General features: G+C 74.4%; 9 protein-coding genes. 3 read left to right on the forward strand and 6 right to left on the reverse strand.

Features of this window, described 5'->3' with window-relative positions; all coding sequences use genetic code 11:
• Positions 1-120 precede the first annotated feature (120 nt).
• The 4 genes from M1O15_RS13325 to M1O15_RS13340 form a co-directional block, all read right to left on the reverse strand.
• The gene (locus M1O15_RS13325) at positions 121-2,814 is read right to left on the reverse strand and encodes a DUF8696 domain-containing protein (protein WP_248634011.1); all 2,694 of its coding nucleotides are present in this window, start codon (positions 2,812-2,814) and stop codon (positions 121-123) included.
• Between the two features lie 90 nt (positions 2,815-2,904).
• On the reverse strand, positions 2,905-3,453 hold the full coding sequence (locus M1O15_RS13330; protein WP_282576704.1) for a neocarzinostatin apoprotein domain-containing protein: 549 nt from the start codon (positions 3,451-3,453) through the stop codon (positions 2,905-2,907).
• A 219-nt stretch (positions 3,454-3,672) separates the two neighbouring features.
• Positions 3,673-4,713 (reverse strand): HtaA domain-containing protein, encoded by a 1,041-nt coding sequence (locus M1O15_RS13335; RefSeq protein WP_248634012.1) that lies wholly within the window; start codon positions 4,711-4,713, stop codon positions 3,673-3,675.
• Positions 4,714-4,771: 58 nt separating this feature from the next.
• A complete protein-coding gene (locus tag M1O15_RS13340) occupies positions 4,772-5,608 on the reverse strand; it encodes an LPXTG cell wall anchor domain-containing protein (protein ID WP_248634013.1) in 837 nt (278 codons plus the stop codon).
• A 92-nt stretch (positions 5,609-5,700) separates the two neighbouring features.
• On the opposite strand from M1O15_RS13340, the gene M1O15_RS13345 reads away from it, so the two are divergent.
• Positions 5,701-6,795 (forward strand): heme/hemin ABC transporter substrate-binding protein, encoded by a 1,095-nt coding sequence (locus M1O15_RS13345; RefSeq protein ID WP_248634014.1) that lies wholly within the window; start codon positions 5,701-5,703, stop codon positions 6,793-6,795.
• A 239-nt stretch (positions 6,796-7,034) separates the two neighbouring features.
• On the forward strand, positions 7,035-10,346 hold the full coding sequence (locus M1O15_RS13350) for a LamG-like jellyroll fold domain-containing protein (protein ID WP_248634015.1): 3,312 nt from the start codon (positions 7,035-7,037) through the stop codon (positions 10,344-10,346).
• Positions 10,347-10,377: 31 nt separating this feature from the next.
• Here the strand turns inward: M1O15_RS13350 and M1O15_RS13355 are convergent, their stop codons facing one another.
• Positions 10,378-11,427: an AraC family transcriptional regulator gene (locus M1O15_RS13355; protein ID WP_248634016.1), complete on the reverse strand. Its 1,050-nt coding sequence runs from the start codon at positions 11,425-11,427 to the stop codon at positions 10,378-10,380.
• A gap of 196 nt (positions 11,428-11,623) precedes the next feature.
• On the opposite strand from M1O15_RS13355, the gene M1O15_RS13360 reads away from it, so the two are divergent.
• Positions 11,624-12,469, forward strand: a complete 846-nt coding sequence (locus M1O15_RS13360; RefSeq protein WP_248634017.1) for an NAD(P)H-binding protein — start codon at positions 11,624-11,626, stop codon at positions 12,467-12,469.
• Here the strand turns inward: M1O15_RS13360 and M1O15_RS13365 are convergent.
• Entirely contained in the window at positions 12,466-20,667 is an 8,202-nt protein-coding gene (locus M1O15_RS13365; RefSeq protein WP_248634018.1) for a type I polyketide synthase, read from the reverse strand. The genes M1O15_RS13360 and M1O15_RS13365 overlap by 4 nt on opposite strands.
• Positions 20,668-20,739 lie beyond the last annotated feature (72 nt).

Here is a 20,739-nt window from a genome sequence, read left to right on the forward strand (position 1 = left end):
CGGGGGCGGCGGCGGGACGGAGGGCGTCGGCCCCGTACAGGGCCTCCCAGTTGGCCTGGTAGATGGTGTCCGGACACCGGGTTGTGGCGGGCGCGTCCGTACGTTCGTACGCCCGGGGTGTCAGTCCGTACGGCGTGCCCCGAGACGGCCGCGCCGGTAGGCGAACCAGCCGCCGACCATCAGCAGCCCCGCCACGCTGGCGAGCGTCAGCACGGTGACCCCGGTGGAGGCCAGGCTGCCGCCGCCCCCGGTGGACGAGGTCCCGCCCACGGCGCCGCTGGAACCGCCGGCCGAACCGCTGCCGCCGACGGACCCGCCGGAGCTGGTCCCGGAGGACCCGGACGAGCCGGTACCGCCCGAGGCGCCGGAGCTCCCCGTACCCCCGGAGGCACCGCCCGTGGAGTCGCCGTCGCCGTCGTCGGTGGCGACCGGGTCCTGGCCGGTGAAGGCGACCGGGACCTTGACGTCCTGCGAGCGGTCGCCGGACAGGGTGTGGTCGGCGCGGGTGGCGAGCACACAGGTCTTTGTGAAGCAGTCGGTGTACTGGTCCTTGGCGTCCACGGTGAGTTCGACCGAGAAGGTGCCGCCCTTGCCGTACGGCTTCGCCAGGCCCTGGCCGTAGTCCGGCGGATTGGAGGAGATCCAGGCGGAGCTGTGCGAGGAGCCGGTCATGTCGACCCCTCCGACGCACGGGGTGGGCAGCTCGCCCGCGCCGTTGTCCACGCACAGGGCGACATAGATGCCCTTGGCCTCGTGGTAACCGGAGCCGGAGACCTTGAGCTTCTGGCCCTTGGTGGCGAGGTGGTTCACCGGGGTCACCGTCAGCTTCTGGCCGTCCGGCCCGGTGATCGTCCTGGTGCCGGAGGGCTGCTGGTCGTCGTCGCCGTTTCCTCCGTTTCCTCCGTTGCCTTCGCTTGAGTTTCCTCCGTTGCCTCCGCCGGGCTCGGTGACGGTGAGGGTGACCGGCGTTGTACGGGTGGTGCCGGCGGCGTTGGTGAACTGGGCGCGGTAGCGGTAGCCGTCCTGGGCGGTACGGGCGGTGAAGGTGTACGCGCCGCGGGTGGCGCCCTCGATGTCCTGCCAGCTCTGACCGCCGTCCGCGCTGACCTGCCAGCGCACCGAGGGCTCCGGGGTGCCCTCGGCGGCGGCGACCAGCGAGACCTCGTCACCCGGGGCCGCCGAGCGGTCGGTGGGGGCCTGGACGACCTTGGGGGAGACCCGCCGGTCCAGCCTGGTGACCTTGCCCTCGGCGGGGCTGGCCACATAGACGGCCGAGCCGCCCGGGGCGACCGCGACCGAGGCCTGGCCGATCTGCCCCTGGTTGCCGTTGAGCGGGGTGGGCGTGGCGGCCTCCTGGTACGTCCGGGTGTCGTAGACCGCCAGGGAGCCGTTGTTGTCGCCGCCGTCACCGGTGTCGCCGCTGTCCTGCCAGACGACATAGGCGCGGCCGGACGTGCCGTCGAAGGCGATGTCCACCGGACGGTCCCGGCCCTCGATGGTCTTCAGCGGCTTGGCGTCCTTGTCGAACACCCGGACGCTGTTCCCGCTGCCCGCCCAGACGTTGCCGGTGGCGGGGTCGGGGGTGACGAACCAGAGGCTGTCCTCCGGCAGGGCGGCCTCGGCCGTCACCCTGAAGGAGCCGGTGTCGACCCGGCTGAGCTTCCCTCCGGCGTAGCCCGACCAGACGGCGCCGCGCGCGAGGTCCACACCGAGCCGGCTGCCCCCGTCCAGGGTGAGGCTCCGCTCGGCGGCCCCGGTGGCGGTGGTGACCTCGGTGAGCGTCCCGCCCTGCTGGACCAGGGTGGTGGAGGCCTTGGTGCCCGGGCCCGCGCCGGTCACGGTGGCGCCGGGCAGCCAGACGCCCCGCGCCGCGGTGTCCCCGTCCTCGGCGGTGCCGAGGCCGCGCAGCGGGTAGTGGAAGACGACGCCGTCACCCGGGAGCGGGGCGGCGAGGACCGGCACCCGGCGGTCGGCCAAGGCGCCGGTGGACCCGGGGGCCTTGCTGATGTGGCTGCGGACCGTGCCGTCGGCGGCGTCGAGGATGTAGAGGCCCTGCTCGTTGACGTCGGCGGTGTCCACGATGTTGTCGGCGCCCACGTAGAGCTTGCCCGAGCCGGGGTGCACCAGCAGGTCCAGCGGCTTGCCGGCCCGGGTGAAGTCGGCCGCCTTCGCGTGGCTGACGGTGCCGGGCGGCACGTCCACCCCGTCGCCGCCGTCACCCCCGCCGGGGTCCTGGCCCTTGAAGGTGACCGGGATGCGGACGTCCTGGGAGCGGTCGCCGCTGCCCCGGTGGTCGACCCGGGTGACCACCGAGCAGGCCACCTGGAGGCAGTCCAGACCGGAGTCCTCGGCGGTCAGCTTCAGTCGGACGTCGAAGGTGCCGCCCTCGCCCCAGGGCAGCGCGAGTTCGCCCGCGTACGGGTCGTCCTCGGGCACGATCCACCGGGAGGCGCTGCCCCCACCGGTGGTGTCGGCGCCGCCCAGACAGGGTGAGGGGATGCGGTCGTCTCCGTTGTCCTTGCACAGGGCCGCGTAGATGGCCTTGCTCTCGTCATAGCCCGAGCCGGTGACGCGGATCGTCTCACCGGCCGGGTCGAGGTGGGCGGAGGCGGAGACGGTGAGCTTCTGACCGGCCTTGCCGAGCGCGGTCCGCGGGGTGTCCGCCGCCCGCGCGCCCGGGCCGGTGGCGACGGACGCGGCGGCGACGGAGGCGAATACGAGCGCGGCGGCCGCGAGGAGCGCCGGACGTCCGCGCCGGGAGGGCGGGACGGCCGCACGGCCCGGTCGCCGCCGTCCCGTCGGGTCAACTGCCATGGAGTGGTCCTCACGTGTCGGGTGCGTCCGGCACCCCGGGGGACGCGGAGGGCCGGGCCCCGAGGTCACGGGGCCCGGCCGGCGCGCGGGCTACTGGAAGGTGATCGGGACGTGGACGTCGTACTTGCGGTCGTTGGTGTCGAAGTGGTCGGCGCGGGTGACCACGGCACAGGTCACGTCCTCACCGCAGACGCTGCCGTCCTGGAGGGTGGCCTTCACGAAGACCTTCGCGGTGAAGGTGCCGCCGGTGCCGAACGTGGAGGTGTTCGGGAGCGTTCCGCCGAAGGAGTTGTTCACCCAGTGCGAGGCGCCGGTGGTGCCGGACTGGTCCTGGCCGCCGAGACACGGGGTCGGCTTGTTGGCGCCCGGAGCACCGTTGACCACGCACAGACCGACGTAGACGCCCTGGGACGGGTTGTAGCCGGAGCCGGTGACCGTGATGACCTGGCCCGCGGCGGCGGCCGTGTCCGGCGAGGTCAGCTTCAGGTTGTAGGTCACGCCCCCGTCGGTGACGGTCCGGGTCGAGGTGGCGGCCGAGGCCGAGGTGGCCAGGCCCAGCGTGAGCGCCGTGGACGCGACGACGGCGAGGCCGGCGCGGGCGGCGGTACGGGCAGAAGGCAGGACCTTGATGGCTCGCATGGGTGACAGCACACCTTTCGGCAGGCGGAGCCCGGATCGGGGATCGATCCGAACTTAGGTAAGGCATACCTAAGTGAAGATCGAATCGATTGTCAACAGAGTGTGAGAGAACGGTGGTGAGATCAACTGGGGCTTTTATGCGACGAGTTGAGGCGCCGGGGCGTGCCTGGGAGCGGACCGTTTCCGGTCCGCTCCCAGGGCCGCAACCATGGTGGTGGCTCAGGGGCTCCCGGCCCCGGTGGCCTCGTCGGCTCCCGTGACGGTGAATCCGGCGGCGGGCGCGGCTCCCGTGCCGGACACCGGGCGCAGCTCGACGGCGTGCGCCCCCGGGGTAGCCGTCCGGTACACCGGGAACGCCTGGGACACCCGTCCCTCGTCGTCGGCCACCACGTCATACCGGGTGTCGTCGTCGATGGCGACCAGGACCACCTCGCCGGGGCTGAACCCGGCGCCGGTGACCAGTTGTTCGCCCCCGGCGGCCACGGCCGGGTGCGCCAGGACCGCGGTCGGCGGGGCGGCCGGTTCATCGGCGGTGCGCGTCTGGGCGGGTGCCGAGGAGGTGTCCCCCCGGGGCGGGGCCTCGGGGGACGGCGACGGTGGCCCGCTCGGCTCCCCGGCGGGCGTACCGGCCCCGTCGCCCTGGTCGCCCGTGCCCTGGCCGGCCAGCCCCACGGTGACGTCCAGCGGGGCGAGTTCGCCGCCCTTCTCGTACCGCTCACCGCTCCAGTCGGAGAGGAGCGCGGCACCCTGCCCGGTCAGGGTGAGCCGCAGCCCGGACCAGGTCGCGCCCGCGCCCCGGACCAGGGGTGCCGTGCCACCCGGGTGCACCTCGGCGAGGGGCAGCCGCTCGGTGGCGCCGGGCCGTGCCGCGTACGCCGAGAGGACGCCCCGGCCGCCATCGAGGCTCAACCGCAGTTGGCTGAGCGCCAGTTCCGCGCCGTCGGCTCCCGCCGCCGTCAGTCGCAGCGTGCCGGTCAGCTCCATGGCGGCGTCCCCGGCGGCCGGGTCCGCGCTACCGTCGCCCACGGGGAACCAGACGCGCTCTCCCGTACCGGCGGTGGCCGGCCGATCGGCGTGTACGGTCACCTCGGCGCCGCCGCGGCCGGTGAGGCTCCCGCCCGCGAGTGCCCAGCTCGCATACCCGCCGGACACCTCCCGGGGCGTTCGGGGCTCGTTCTCCCGTGCGCCCGCCGACGGTTGGCCCAGGAGCGCCAGCAGCACTCCCGCGGCCAGGGCGGCGGCGCCCGCCTTCCTGTTCATCAAGCCCCCTGGTATGCGGCCGTACGCCCGCTGCGATGGGATGGACTCGGGTAAGTGATCAGTGCGCCGACGGGGTGCTCCCGGCCGCTCCGGTGGACCGGCGGCGACGGGCCCACAGCCAGGCCGCGCCTCCGGCGGCCACCAGACCCGCCGCGCCCAGTGACAGGGGCAGGGCCGTGCCGGAGCCGGTGGAGGCCAGCGGGCCCCCGGGGGTGCCGCTCTGGGAGGCTCCGTCGGACGGAGTCGTGCCGCCCGTGGTGGCCCCGGGGCTGGGTGAACCGGTCGAACCGGAGGCGGCCGAAGGCGAGTCGGTGCCGGTGCCGGTGCTCAGCGAGGGCTTGCCCGGGGCCGCCGCTCCGCCGAAGGTGACCGGGACACGGACGGTCTGGCTCTGGTCGCCGCCCCGGGTGTGGTCGTTGCGGGTGATGACCGCGCAACGGACCCCGGGCTTGGCGCAGTCGGTGTTGGCGTCCTTGGCGCGCACCTTGAGGCTCACCGAGAAGCCGCCCTTGTGCCCGCTGCCCTGGTAGGGCTTGGCCAGCCCCTTCCCGTACGAGGGCGGGTGGGAGGACACCCACACCGAGGCCCCGGACTCTCCCGACATGTCGACCCCGCCGACACAGGGGGTCGGGGTCTTTCCGACACCGTTGTCCACGCAGAAGGCGACATAGATGCCCTTCTCCGTGTTGTAGCCGGAGCCCCGCACGGTGACCGTCTCGCCCGCGGCGTCCAATCCGGACGTCCTGGACACGGTGAGGCTCTGCCCCTCGGGTCCCTTCGCCGATCCGCCGGCCGCCGCCGCGCCGGGCGAGACCGCGATGACCAGGGCGGAAGCCAGTGCCAGCGCCGCGGGTCCGACCCGCAGGGCCCGTTGGCCGGTTCTGTGCATACGCATACGTGTCCGCACCCCCACATAGGCAACTCAGGTAAGCCTAACCTAAAGTATTCCGGGTTGAGTTCGTACGGACGAGAGGGAACGACCGAGCGATGCGCACCCCTGGAAGAGCCGAACTGCCCTGCCTGTGCAGCGGTGTTGCCGTCCGTCGAGGTGTCTCCCTCCGCGGCGGTGCCGCCGCTCTCGCCGTCGTCCTGGCGGTGCTGCTCACCGGCTGCGGCGGTGGCGCCGGCGCCTCCGCCAAGACCTCGGCGTCCTCGGCTCCCGCCGACGCGGGCACCCGCGCCGCGGCCGCCGCCAAGCAGCTGGCGACCAACTCCGTGATCCCGTTGAAGGGCGAGCCGCCCACGCCCGAGCTGCCCGTCACCGTCGACTCCTCCGACGGCCGGAAGGTCACCGTCACCGACGCCTCGCGCATCCTGCCGCTCAACGGCGGGGTCGCGGAGATCGTGTTCACCCTCGGCCTCGGGGACCGGGTCGTCGGCCGGGACATCACCGCCACCTTCGCTGAGGCCGAGAAGCTGCCCCTGGTCACCAAGGCCCACGATGTGAGCGCGGAGAGTGTGCTCTCGCTGAAGCCGACCGTGGTGCTCGCCGACACCGACACCGGGCCTTCCGAGGCCATCGACCAGATCCGCGCCTCGGGCACCCCCGTGGTGGTCCTGGACCCCGCCGGCAAGCTGGCCGATGTCTCGACGCGCACCACCAGGGTCGCCGAGGCCCTGGGCGTACCGGAGGCGGGGCGGGCCCTCAACGAACGGATCACCGGTCAACTCGCCGAGGCCCGGGCGGCCGTGCCGAAGGGCAGCAGGCCCAAGGTCGCCTTCCTCTACATGCGGGGCACCGCGGCGGTGTACCTGATCGGCGGCAAGGGCTCCGGCGGCGACTCGCTGCTGGAGGCGGCCGGCGCGGTGGACGCGGGCAAGGAGTCCGGTCTCGACCGGCCGTTCACGCCCATCACCAGTGAGGCCCTGGTCACCGCGGAGCCGGACGTCATCCTGATGATGTCCAAGGGGCTCGACTCCGTGGGCGGGACGGACGGGCTCCTCGCCATCCCCGGAATCAGCCAGACCCCGGCCGGAGCGGACCGCCGGGTCGTCGCCCTGGAGGACGGCGTCCTGCTCTCCTTCGGACCTCGGACGCCGCTGGTCATCGACATCCTGGTGGACCGCATCCACCGCACCTGAGCCCCTGCCGGTCGCGGTCCGGCCGCCCGGCGGGCGCGGCCGGACCGCGCGCGGGGTGGTGCCCGGTGCGGCGCACAAGGCCTTGCGCGAGGTATGGACAGCCGTGTCCCCGCATGCTGTCATTCCCCCGCACCCCGTTTTTACATCGTTGAAATCGAGACGCGGGCCGTCAACGGCCCATGGGGCGCCCCGACTTCCTCGCCATCTCCGCCGAGGGGACAGACAAGGGGACAGATGTGATGACACCACCTCACACCCGCCACCGGAACCGGCTTCGCGCGCTGCTGACCGCCGTCGCGCTGCTGCTTCCGGCCGCCGCGCTGACACCGGGCACCGCGACCGCCGCGCCAGCCCTGACGGAGAAGCAGCAGGCCCCGACCGGGGATCAGCTGACCGTGGCCGGGCGGCAGCAGGCCCCGGCCGAGAAGCCCCCGATCGAGGTGCACGGGCTGAAGGGCGAGTACTTCCGCATGTCGGCGCCGGGAGCCCGGGACTTCGCCGAGCTCGGCGGCACCTCACTCGACCCGCAGATCAACCTCCCCGGCCTCGCGGCCGTCTTCGAGAAGCTGACCGGGGGCGCCGAGCACACCACCGCCCGCTGGACGGGCGGCATCAAGGCGCCGGCCACCGGCGACTACACCTTCCACGGCATCGGGGACAACGGCTTCCGGCTGCTCATCGACGGCAAGCCGGTCATCGACCACTGGGTGCCCGACTGGGACAGGGAGCAGACCAGCGCCCCGGTCCGGCTCACCGCCGGCCGGACGTACGACTTCCGGCTGGAGATGTTCCAGGACACCGGCGGGGCCAACATGTTCCTGCGCTGGTCCACCCCCACCCTGGCCAAGCAGCTGGTGCCCGAGTCGGCGTTCACCCCGCCGGCCGACTTCGAGGTCCACCCGGTGGAGCTCACCGCGGGCCGGGACGGACGCACTCTGCGGGCCCGCTTCGAGGGCCGGGTCGGGGACATCGCCCGGGTCAGGGACCATCTGACCGTCGAGGCGGACACCACGGCCATGCCGATCTCCTCGGTCGAGGTGCCGCGCGCGGAGCGTGACACCCTCCTGGTCCGCCTCGCCAAGCCCATCCAGAAGGACCAGCAGGTCCGGTTCGTCTACGACGGCAAGGGCGGCCTCACCGACGGCGGCAAGGCCGTGCCCGAGATCGCCCGCACCGCCCGGAACACCTCCACCCACCGCCTCACCACCTCCTGGGGCGACCGGCTCGACACCCGGCGGCCCCTGCCGGAGTACCCCCGTCCGCAGGCGGTCCGCTCGGCCTGGCGCAACCTCAACGGGCCCTGGCAGTTCAGCGCGGCGAAGGCGGGCGAGCAGCCGGTGTCCGGCCGGAACCTCGACGAGCGGATCATCGTCCCGTTCCCCGTGGAGTCCCAGCTCTCCGGGATCGAGCGGCATGAGGACCACATGTTCTACCGCAAGCTCATCGAGGTGCCGAAGGATTGGAAGATCGGCCGCGGCAACCGGCTGAAGCTCAACTTCGGCGCGGTGGACTACCGGGCCCGGGTCTATGTCAACGGGCGGCAGATCGCCGAACACACCGGCGGCTACGACGCCTTCACCGCCGATGCCACCGACGCGCTCCGGGGCGGCGGGAAGCAGGAGGTCGTGGTCGCGGTCACCGACACCGGCGGCGCCGACCAGCCGAAGGGCAAGCAGTCCACCGACCCGGGCGGCATCTTCTACACCCAGTCCTCCGGCATCTGGGGCACCGTCTGGATGGAACCCGTCGCCGCCACCGCCATTGACCACCTTGTCACCACCCCCGACATCGACAGCGGCACCCTCGCCGTCACCGCCGAGTCCGCCGGCGCCTCCCCGAAGGCCCGGGTGGAGGCCGTCGCCCGGGACACCCGGGGCAGGGTCGTCGGCCGGGTCAGCGGACCGGCCAACCGCGAACTGCGGCTGCCGGTGGCGGACCAGCGGCTGTGGAGCCCCGACGACCCCTACCTCTACGACCTCGACGTCCGGCTGACCGACGGCAGGTCCACCGACCGGCTCGGCAGCTACTTCGGCATGCGGAAGATCGCCGTCAAGAACGTCGGCGGCTTCCCCAAGCTGGTCCTCAACGACAAGCCGGTCTTCTCCCTCGCCACCCTGGACCAGGGCTTCTGGCCCGACGGCCTCTACACCCCGCCCAGCGACGAGGCCCTCGCCTTCGACCTCAAGGCGCACAAGAAGCTCGGCTTCAACGCCGTACGCAAGCACATCAAGGTGGAGTCCGCACGCTGGTTCCACCACGCGGACCGGCTCGGGCTGCTGGTCTGGCAGGACTTCGTCTCCGGCGACCTCACCAGCGAGACCGGCCGCACGGCCTTCACCGACCAGGGCCGCGCGATGATGCGCCAGCACCACAACTCCCCGTCGGTGATCGGCTGGATCGTGTTCAACGAGGGCTGGGGCGAATGGGACCGGGAGGCGACCGGGCGTATCGCCGAACAGGTCGAGGCCGCCGACCCCTCCCGGGTGGTCAACGCCCACAGCGGGGTCAACTGCTGCAACTCCAAGGGGGATTCCGGCAAGGGCGACATCATCGACCACCACGACTACAACAACACCGACCCCGCCTACCCGGACGCCACCCGGGCCGCCATGGACGGTGAGCACGGCGGCTTCACCCTGCGCACCCCCGGCCATATGTGGCCCGGCCCGCCGACCGTCATCTACAGCGGCGTCGCCGACAAGGAGGCCCTGACCCGCACGTACGTCGAGAACACCGAGAAGTTCTACCTGGAGGCGGCCGGCGCCGAACTGTCCGGCTCGGTCTACACCCAGATCTCCGACCTGGAGAACGAGCTCAACGGGCTCTACACCTACGACCGCAGGGAGATCAAGGTCGACCCGGTCCGGGTCCGCCAGGTCAACGAGAAGGTCATCGCCGCCGGCGCCGCCGCGGGCGCCCGCCCCGCGCCGAAGGGCGGCGGCTCCTGGGCCCTGGACGAGGGGAGCGGCACCACCGCCCGGGACGGCGGCCCCCAGCAGCGGCCGCTGAAGCTCAGCGCGGGCACCGGCTGGACCCCCGGCGTCAGCGGCAGCGCGCTCTCCTTCGACGGCCAGGGCCAGTACGCCCAGACCGACGGTCCGGTCCTGGACACCACCAAGGACTACACCGTCTCCGCCTGGGTGAAGCTCGCCTCCCTGCCCGGCAACTACGCCACCGCGGTCAGCCAGGACGGCCGCCGCCGGGAGAACCCCTTCTACCTCCAGTACGGCCAGGGCGCCTTCGCCTTCAGCACCCCCGGCGCCCACCGCGCCCGCGCCGAGACCGTCCCCGAACTCGGCCGCTGGTACCACCTCGTCGGCGTCCGCGACGCGAAGAGCGGCACCCTCAGCCTCTACCTCGACGGCCGGCTCGCCGCCACCGCCCCGGCCGGCCCCGCCGATGTCAGCACCGGCCCGCTGTCCGTCGGCCGGGCCAAGTGGGGCGGCGGGAACGTCGACTTCTGGCACGGCGCCGTCGACCGGGTGCACGCCGTCGACCGGGCCCTCGCCCCCGAGGAGGTGACCGCGCTCCACGACCGCGAGCGCCCCTGACGACCCGCGGGTGCGGCCGGCGCGCGGTGGTTCAGCCCCGGGCGCCGGCCACCGCGGCCAACCGTCCCGCGACGAGGGCCCCGGCCACCTCGGTCACCCGCTGGTGGGCCGTCCCCGGCCCCTGGCCCGCCCCCCGCTGGGCCCGGGCCCGGGCGCGGTGCTCGGTGGGGCGGATCCCGCGGGTGCGCTTGAACGCGACGCTCAGCGCGTACGCGTTGGCGTAGCCGACCTGGCGGGAGACCGCGTCCACGGTGGCGTCGGTACGGGCCAGCAGATCGGCGGCGCGGCAGATCCGCCACTCGGTGAGATACGCCATCGGGGACTGCCCGACCAGCTCGCCGAACCGGCGCGCGAACCGGGCCCGGGACACCCCCGCCTCCGCCGCCAGCGAGGCCACCGTCCAGCCGCGCGCCGGATCCCCGTGCATCAGCTTTAGCGCCCGCCCGACCACCGGGTCCGCATGCGCCCGGTACCAGGACGGGGCCTGGGCGCCCGGCAGCTCGAACCACTCCCGCAGCGCGCACACCAGCAGCAGGTCCAGCAGCCGGTCGAGCATCACCTGCCGCCCGGGGGCGTCCCGCCGCAGCTCCGCCTCGATCATCTCCAGCGCCGGGCAGCCCTCCGGGGTGGCGGGCACCAGCGCCACCCTCGGCAGGGCGGTGAGCACCCGCTCCGAGACGCTGCCCCGCACCTGGAAGGTGCCCCGGAGCAGCTTCGCGCCGCCCTGCCCGTCGACCGCCGGGCCGGGCCCGCACATCGGCAGGGCGTCCCCGACCACCAGCGCCCCGCCCGGGGTGGTGCACCGGTCGCCGGAGTGCACGAGCACCAGCTGCGGCGTCCCCGGATCGTCCGCCACCGTGTACGGCTCAGGCCCGGTCACGATCGCCACGTCACCCTGGAGCACCCGCACCGGCTCCCCGCCGTCCGGGACCACCCAGCCGCCACCGCTGACCATGGTCAGCAGGGAGAGCGGGGCCGCGTCCAGGAAACGCAGCGACCACGGGGGGTTGACCACCGACTGGTCGAAGAGCGCCCCCTGCGGGCGGACATCCTGGAGCAGGCCCGACAACGCGTCATCCATGCCACCCGATCCTACAAACCCCCGGCGACCGCGATTCCCGAAGGAAACCGCGGGAAACGAGGCACCGACTCCAGGGAAACCGGTGGGAAACGAGGTACCACCCCTAAGGGAAACCGGCGGGAAACGAGACGATCGGACATCGAAACGAGTGGATCAGCCATCGCCGGTGCCGCCCGCAGGCGGTGTACTGGCGCCCATGACCACTCACACTTCCTCCGCCCCCTCCACGATCCTGGTGCTCGGCGGCACCGGCAAGACCGGGAGCCGGGTCGCGGCCGAGCTCCGCCGCCGCGGGCTGGACCCCGTCGTCGCCTCCCGCCGCAGCGCGGTCCGCTTCGACTGGTCCGACCGTTCGACCTGGGGCCCGGCCCTGGAAGGCGTCGACGCCGTGTACGTGGTGGACTCCGAGACCGCGGACGCGCCCGCCGAGGTGGCGGGCTTCGCCGAGCTCGCCGCCAAGTCCGGGGCCCGGCGGCTGGTGCTGCTCTCCGCCCGGGTCTGGGACGAGCTGCCCGGCGAGGACAACCTGGCCACCGAGCGGGCGGTCCGGGAATCCGGCCTGGAGTGGACGATCCTGCGCCCCACCTGGTTCGCCCAGAACTTCACCGAGTTCGAGCTGCTCGCCCCCCTGCTGGGCGAGGGCGAGCTGCGGCTGCCGACCGGCGAGGGCCGCGAACCCTTCGTCGACCTGGAGGACCTGGCCGAGGTGGCGGCCGTCGCCCTCACCGAGGACGGGCACACCGGTCGCACCTATGTGCTCTCCGGCGCCCGCGCGCTGAGCTTCGGCGACGCGGTCGCGGAGATCGCCCGCGCCTCCGGCCGCCCGCTGCGCTTCGTTCCGGTGGACGAGGCCGCCTACCGCGCAGACCTCGCGGCCGCCGGATTTCCCGAGGCCGACACCGAGCTGCTGGCCGCGCTGTTCCGGCACATCCGCGAGGAGCGCGGCGCCGAGGTGACCGACGGCGTCCAGCAGGCGCTGGGCCGCCCGCCCCGCGACTTCTCGGAGTACGTCGCCCGCACCGACTTCACCAGGGCGGGTTAGCGGGAGAGCACCTCGGCCAGCCAGCGGTCGACGGCCCGGGCGGTGGTACGGGCATGCTCCTCCAGCATGGTGAAGTGGTCCCCGTCCACGGTGACCTCGGAGTGCGGCCGGCCCCACGCCGGGGCCGGCTCGGTGCCCGGCAGCAGGTCCCGGGCCCGTACGAACAGCGTCGGGCAGGACAGCGGGGCGGGCTCCCAGCCGGCGAACAGGCCGAAGTAGCCGGCCATGGCGGTGAGCCGGCCGGGGTCCGCCGCGGCGAACTCCGCCGCCCGGTGCAGCATGTCCGCGGTCATCGCGGACAGCTCCCCGGCGCTCCCGGTGTCATCGCTGGGATGGGTGTCGACCAGGACCAGAGCGAGCGGACCGGAGCCCTCCGCCTCCAGCCGCTCGGCCACCGCCTGCGCCACCCAGCCGCCGGCCGAGCGCCCCAGCAGCACCACGGGCTCACCGCCGCCCGCCGCCGCGCGCACCGCCGCGCTCTGGGCGGTGACCAGGGCGTCCAGGTCGGCCGGCAGCGCCTCCCCGGGCCCGAAGCCCGGATGGCGCAGCGCCGACACCGGGCGCAGATCCCGCAGACCGGCCCCGAACCGCGCGTACTCCTGGGGCCCGGACAGCGGGCTGAGGGCGGGCAAGCAGACCACCCGGGCCCCCGCGCCACCTGCCGCCAGCACGGTGGGCGCGATTACCGCACCGGGCGCCCCGGCGGCGTCGAAGACGGTCCGCAGCCGAGCGGCAGCGGTGAGCAGCACCATGCCGTCATAGGTCCTCCCCTGGGCGCAGGCGCTACGGAAGAGGGCACCGAGGAAGTCGGAACCACCCCCCGTCTCCGGCACCCGGCCCCGGTCGGCCCGGAGTTCGGACCCGGCACCGGCCGTCTCCCGGGCATGACGCTCCACCAGCTCGGCGGCGACCGCGCGCGGTGTGGGGAAGTCGAACAGCAGGGTGGTGGGCAGAGCCGACCCGACCGCCGCCGAGAGCCGGTTGCGCAGCTCCACCGCGGCCAGCGAGTCAAGGCCCAGCTCGGCCAGCAGCCCGTCCGGGGCGATCGCCTCCGCCCCCTCGGGATGCCCGAGCACCAGCGCGGCCAGGCTTCTGACCTCGGCGAGCAGCAACCCCTCCCGCTCACCCCGGGAGGCGGCGGCCGTCAGCCGAGGGCCGAGGAGCGAGCCGGTGCCGCCCGGAGCGTCGACCCGTCGAGGCCGTACGGGTGCCAAGGCCCCGCCACCCCTCACCACCTCCGGATCGAGGCGGGCCGCCACCACCACCGGATCGTCGCCGCCCACCGCGGCATCGAACAGCGCCAGCCCCTCCTCCGCCTCCAGCGGGGCGAACCCGGCCCGGGCCATCCGCCGCAGGTCCACCTCGGTGAGGTGCGCCATCATCCCGCCGCTCTGCCGCCACGGCCCCCAGGCGATCGACGTACCCGGCAGACCGAGCCGCCTGCGGTGCACGGCCAGGGCGTCCAGTACGCAGTTGGCCGCCGCGTAGCCCGCCTGCCCGGCCGAGCCGAACGTCCCCGCCACCGAGGAGAACAGCGCGAAGACCGCCAGGTCGAGGTCCCGGGTCAGCTCGTGCAGGAGGAGCGCGGCATCCGCCTTGGGCCGCAGCACCCGCTCCAGACGGTCGGCACTGAGCGCCGGAACGATCCCGTCGTCCAGCACACCCGCCGTATGCACCACCCCGGTCAGCGGATGCTCCGGCGGCACCTCGTCGAGCAGGGCGGCGAGCGCCGTCCGGTCCGCGGCATCACCGGCCCGTACGGTCACCTGGGCGCCCGACTCGGCCAGCTCCGCGACGAGTTCGGCGGCCCCGGGAGCCTCCGGGCCGCGGCGGCCGACCAGCAACAGCCGGCGCACGCCATAGGCCGCGACCAGATGGCGGGCCACCAGCATGCCCAGCGAACCCGTGCCGCCGGTGACCAGCACGGTGCCCTCCGGATCGAGCCGCCGCATGCCCGGGGAAACCTCCAAGCGGACCTGCTCCGGCGCATACGCCGCACCCCGCCGCACAGCCGTCTCCGCACCCAGCTCCGGGGCAGCCGCCAGCGCGGCCAACACGCGCCAGGATTCCGCGTCTTCGTCCACGTCGACGAGCGCGAAGCGGCCCGGATCCTCCCGCAGCGCCGAGCGGACCAGCCCCCACACCGGCGCATGGACCGGCACCGGACCCCGCTCCCCGGCGGTGTCCAGCGCGACCGCGCCCGAGGTGACCAGAACCAGCCGAGAGTCCGACAACCGTGGTTCGGCGAGCCACCCCTGCACCAGGGCCAGCGCCCGGGCCGCGACCCAGCCGACCTCGGCCGCCCCCGGCACACGGTCATGTCCCGCCTCCGACGGCCGGGCCTCCGGCGGCATCGGCAGCGGGGCGACCACCACGGCCGGCGCCCGGCCGCTCGCCACCACCGCCGCCGGATCCGCGTACACAGGGACCCCGGAGCCCGGGGGAGCGAGCCGTTCCACCAGCGCCTCGCCCACCTCGCCCAGGACGCCCCACCCTGTCCCCGCCCCCGACTCCCCGGTCGGCCGGGGCAACGGCACCCAGTCGATCCGGTGCAGCCCCGCCGTCGGTCGAGCCATGGGCGGCAGGGGGCGGAGGTCCAGCGATCGGACCGTCAGCACCGGGGCGTCCGCCTCGTCGGTCAGCCGCACCCCGGTCCGCCCGTCCGGCCCGGGCACCATCCGCACCCGCAGCCGCCGGGTGCCGGGGGAGTGCAGCCGTACGCCGCTGAAGGCGAACGGCAGCGCGATCCCGCGTTCCGGCCCGCCGCCGGTGCCGTCCGCCGAGAGACCGTCGAGCGCCAGCACATGCAACGCGGCGTCCAGCAGCGCCGGATGCACAGCGAAGCCCACCCCGTCGGCGGAGCCCGCCCCACCGGCCGAGCCCAACCCGTGGGCCGAGCCCAACCCGTCGGCCGAGGCCGCCCCACCGGCCGAGGCCGCCCCACCGGCCGAGGCCGCCCCGGCTCCGGTAACCGCCTCGGGCAGCTCGACCTCGGCGTACAGCGCCTTCCCGTCCCGGCCGCGCCAGGCCGCCCGCAGCCCCCGGAAGGCCGGCCCATAGCCCAACCCTCCACCGGCCAGCAGGGAGTACGGGTCGGCGTCCGGCTCGTCACGGTGCAGCTCGTCACGGTGCAGTGGCACCGCCCCCGGCGGCGGCCACGCCACCTCCGGCCCCCGGCTCTCCGCCGCCTCCTCCCTCTGCTCCACCGCCAGCCTCCCCGAGGCATGCCGCTCCCACGGCCCGCCCTCCCGCCGAGCATGGAAGACCACCGACCGCCGCCCCTCCGCGTCCGCCCCCGCCACCTTCAGCTGCACCTCGACGGAGCCGTCCCCGGGCAGGGGCAGCGGTGCGGTCAGGACCAGTTCCTCCAGGACCGGCGTACCGGCGAGCCCGCCCGCGTACAGCGCCATCTCCACCAGCGCCGTCGCGGGCAGCAGCACCGCACCCGCCACCGTGTGGTCGGCCAGCCAGGGCTGGTCGGCGAGCGAGAGCCGCCCGTGCAGCAGCAGCCCACCGTCATCGGCCGTCTGGGTCCGGGACCACAGGAACGGATGGGCCCGCCCCTCCGGCCGGGGCGCGCCCGACCGCTGCCGGGCAGGCGCGTCCAGCCAGTAGCGACGGCGCTGGAAGGCATACGTGGGCAGCGCGGTACGCCGCCCGCCGCGCCCGGTGAACAGCGCCCGCCAGTCCACCGGCACCCCGTGGGCGTACAGCGCCGCCACGGCGTCCAGCAGGGTGTCCGCCTCGGCCCGCCCACCCCGTAGCGTGGGCAGCACCAGCGGCGACGGCCCGGCCGCCGGGGAGGCACCGGCCCCCGGGCCATCAGCCGCCAGGCAGTCCCGTACCAGCCCGCTGAGCACCCCGTCCGGCCCCAGCTCCAGATGGTGCGCGGCACCCAGGGCGCCGAGATGTTCGACCGCGTCGGCGAAGCGCACCGGGCGGCGGACCTGGTCCACCCAGAACTCCGGCGAGCACAGCTCCTCCTCACTGGCGGCCCGCCCCGACACCGCGCTGACCAGCGGAACCGAGGGCCGGGCGAAGTCCAGCGCTCCCACCACCTTGGCGAACTCGCCCAGCATCGGCTCCATCCGGGCGGAGTGGAAGGCATGGCTCACCCGGAGCGGCGTGGTGGACCGGCCTCGCTCCCGGAAGTACGCCACCGTCTCCCGTACCGCCTCCGCGTCCCCCGAAACGACCACCGAGCCGGGCCCGTTGACGGCCGCGATCTCCACCACCCCCCGCTGTGCGGCGAGTCGGGCGGCCACCTCCCCCTCCCCGGCCCCGATCGCGGCCATGGCACCGCCCGGCGGCAGGGCGTCCATCAGCCGGCCTCGGGCGGCCACCAGGGTGCAGGCGTCTACGAGCGACAGCACCCCGGCGGCATGCGCCGCGGCCACCTCGCCCACCGAGTGGCCCGCCACCAGATCCGGGCGTACGCCCCAGGACTCCAGCAGCCGGAACAGCGCCGTCTCCAGGGCGAAGAGCGCGGGCTGCGCGAACCGGGTCGTGCCCAGCAGCGCGCCCGCCTCCGCGTCACCGTCGGCGAACACCACCTCCCGCAGCGGCACCGGCAGCAGCGGGTCCAGCAGTGCGCGGCTCTCGTCGAACGACCGGGCGAAGGCGGGAAACAGCTCCCGAGCCGCGTACAACTCCGCACCCATCCGCGCCCGTTGACTGCCCTGCCCGGTGAAGAGAAAGGCGAGCGGGCCGTGTTCCCGGCTGGTGCCCCTCCGCACCCCGAGCCCCGCCTCGGGGCCACCCTCCGCCACCGCCCGCAGGGAGCCGAGCAGCCCCTCCCGGTCCCTGGCCAGGAACACCGCCCGGTGCTCGAAGGCCGCCCGGGTGGTGGCGAGGGAGTACCCGACATCCACCGGCGCCAGGCCCGGGTCGGCGGCCACCCGCTCGTACAGCCGCCGGGCCTGGTCCCGCAGCCCCGGGCCGCTCCTCGCCGAGAGCGGGAAGAGCACCGGTACCGGTACCGCCCCCGTCCCCACGGGCGCCACCGGGGGTGGGCCCGCGGGGGCTTCCTCCAGGATCACATGGGCGTTGGTGCCGCTGATGCCGAAGGAGGAGACCCCGGCCCGGCGCGGACGGCCCGCCCCGGCCGGCCAGTCCACCTCCCCGGTCAGCAGCGCCACCCGTCCCGACGACCAGTCCACCCGGGGCGTCGGCTCGTCGGCGTGCAGGGTGCGCGGCAGCACCCCGCACGCCATCGCCTGCACCGTCTTGATGATGCCCGCCACCCCGGCGGCGGCCTGGGTGTGCCCGATGTTCGACTTGACCGAGCCCAGCCAGAGCGGACGCTCCCGCGCCTCGCTCCCGTACGTGGCCAGGAACGCCTCCGCCTCGATGACATCGCCCAGCCGGGTGCCCGTACCGTGCGCCTCCACCGCGTCGATGTCCCCGGGCGCCAGCCGCGCGTCCGCCAGGGCCTGCCGGATCACCCGCTGCTGTGCCGGGCCGTGCGGCGCCGTCAGCCCGTTGCTCGCACCGTCCTGGTTGACCGCCGACCCGCGCACCACAGCCAGCACCTCGAATCCTGCCCGGCGCGCCTCGGAGAGCCGGGTGAGCAGCAGCATCCCGGCGCCCTCGGCCCAGCCCGTACCGTTGGCGGCCGCCCCGAAGGCCTTGCAGCGGCCGTCCGGCGACAGCGCCCGCTGCCGGCTGAACTCCACGAACGACGAGGGCGCCGACATCACGGTGACCCCGCCGGCCAGCGCCAGCGAGCACTCGCCCCGGCGCAGCGCCTGGGCTGCCAGATGCAGGGCCACCAGGGACGACGAGCAGGCCGTGTCCACGGTGATCGCCGGACCCTCCAGCCCGAAGGTGTACGCGATACGGCCCGAGGCGACGCTGCCGGCGTTGCCGATGCCGAGGTACCCCTCCACATGCTCCGGCGTCTCGGTGAGCCGGCTCGCGTAGTCGCTGTACATCAGCCCGGCGTACACCCCGGTCGGCGAACCGCGCAGTGCCCGGGGGTCCAGCCCGGCGCGCTCGAACGCCTCCCAGGCCACCTCCAGCAGCAGCCGGTGCTGCGGGTCCATGGCCGGGGCCTCGCGTGGGGAGATGCCGAAGAAGCCCGGGTCGAAGCGGTCCACCCCGGTGAGGAAGCCGCCCTCGCGCACATAGGTCCGCCCCGGCCGCTCCGGGTCCGGGTCGTACAGCGCCTCGACGTCCCAGCCCCGGTCGTCGGGGAACGGGCCGATCGCGTCCCGGCCCTCGGCCACCAGCCGCCACAGCTCCTCCGGAGAGGCCACCCCACCCGGATAACGGCACGCCATCCCCACGATCACCACCGGGTCGTCCTCCACCCCGACGCCCGCACCCTGCTCCCCGGGCCCTTCCGAGACGGAGACCCCCCGCCCCCGAAGATGGTCGGCGAGCGCGGCGGCGGTGGGGAAGTCGAAGGCCACGGCCTCGGAGAGCGGCAGCCCGGTCGCCGCCGACAGCCGCTCCCTCAGCACCGTCGCCGCCAGCGAGTCCATGCCCAGATCGCGCAGCGCGGTCTGGGCCTCCACCTCCTCACCCGGGCGCCCCAGCACGGCCGCCGCCTCACGCCGCACCAGCTTCAGCACCTCCGCCGCATCCCCAAGGCCCTCCGCCGCAGCAGCCGGACTCACCACCCCCGGCATCCGCCCACCCGGCATCTGCCCACCCAGCTCCGCCAGCGCACGCCGCCGGATCTTCCCGGAGGACGTACGAGGGATCTCCTCCACCTCGTACAGCTCGGCGGGCACCTTGTACGCGGTCAACTGGGTACGGCAGGCGGCCAGCAGCCTGCGCCGGTCCAGCGCAACGCCGGGCTCGGGCACCAGATAGCCGACCGGCACCTCACCGAAGACCGGGTGCGGCCGCCCGGCCACCGCGGCGTCCGCCACACCCGGCAACCGCCGCAGCACCGCCTCCACTTCGGACGGGTGGATGTTCGCCCCGCCGCGGATGATCAGATCACCGGCCCGGCCGGTGATCACCAGCTGCCCCGAGCCGTCGAGCCTGGCCAGGTCCCCGGTGCGGAACCAGCCGTCCACCAGCACCTCCGCGGTGGCCTCCGGCCGCCCGTGGTACCCGGCCGTCACCCCCGGCCCGCTCACCCACAACTCCCCTTCACCCACCTCCCGTCCACCCGCACCACCGCCGCCGACCCGGGCCCGGGTGCCGGGCAGCACCCGGCCGCAGGCCTCGGCCGCCGTCCCGTCGTCCGGTGCCACCATGGTGACCGGCCCGGCCTCGGTGCTGCCGTAGTGCTCCAGGTAGGGCACCTTGCAGATCGCCTCGAAGTCCCGCCGGAACGCGGGCCCGGCGGAGGCGCCGCCGCTGACACATCCCCGTAGCGCGGCCGTCCCCAGCCCGTCGTCCCGCCCTCCGACCACCTCGCCCCGCACCGCGTCCAGCAAGGCGGAGTACGTGGTCGGCACCCCACCCAGCAACGTGAACGGCGCCTCCCCACCCCTGAGCCGATGCAACACCTCTGCCACCGTGAACCGTGGCAGCACCATCGCGCTCGCCCCGGTCGCCGTCACCCCGACGGTACAGACCACATGGCTCATGGCATGGTGCAGCGGCAACGGCCACAGCAGGCGATCGTCCGCGTCCATGCCGAGCACCCCGGCGAGCCCGGCCGCCACCGGAGCGAGACGGTTGCGCTGGCTCAGCAGCACGCCCTTCGGGGCCCCCGACGATCCCGAGGTGTAGAGAATCCACGCCACCTCGTCCAGCGCCAGATCATCCCGGGCCGGCGCCCCCGGCTCCGCCCCCACCAACTCCTCGTACCTCTGTCCTTCTTGTTCCTCCGAGGAACCGTCGACCACGACCAGGACCGCTCCCGGCCGCGACGGCAGCACCGGCCCATCCCGCTCCGTGATGACCACCCGCGCGTCGCAGTCGTCCAGCAGCCGGGCCAGCTCGGGCCCGGAGCTACCCGGATCCAGCGGCACGCCCACCCCGCTCGCCCGGACGACGGCCAGCAGGCTCTCCACCGCCTCCACCCGGTTGCCCAGCAGGATCGCCACCCGCTCGCCCCGCCCCAGCCCGAGCCGCACCAGATGCCCGGCCAGCCGCCCGGTTCTCCGCTCCAGCTCGCCATAGGTCAGCCGGGTACGCCCGTCCTCGAAGGCGGCCTTCCCGCCGCGCCGCCGTGCATGCTCCCGCAGCGTCTCCGGCAGCGGTCTGACAACACCATCCACCGCGTCCGTACCCATTCCCTCGAACCTCCTTCTATGGACTACTGGTTGAGGAAGCCGGCAGAGGGTGGAAGGTTGCCTTCCGGCCGC

Source organism: Streptomyces lichenis (assembly GCF_023218175.1).
GTDB classification, from domain to species: Bacteria; Actinomycetota; Actinomycetes; order Streptomycetales; family Streptomycetaceae; genus Streptomyces; species Streptomyces lichenis.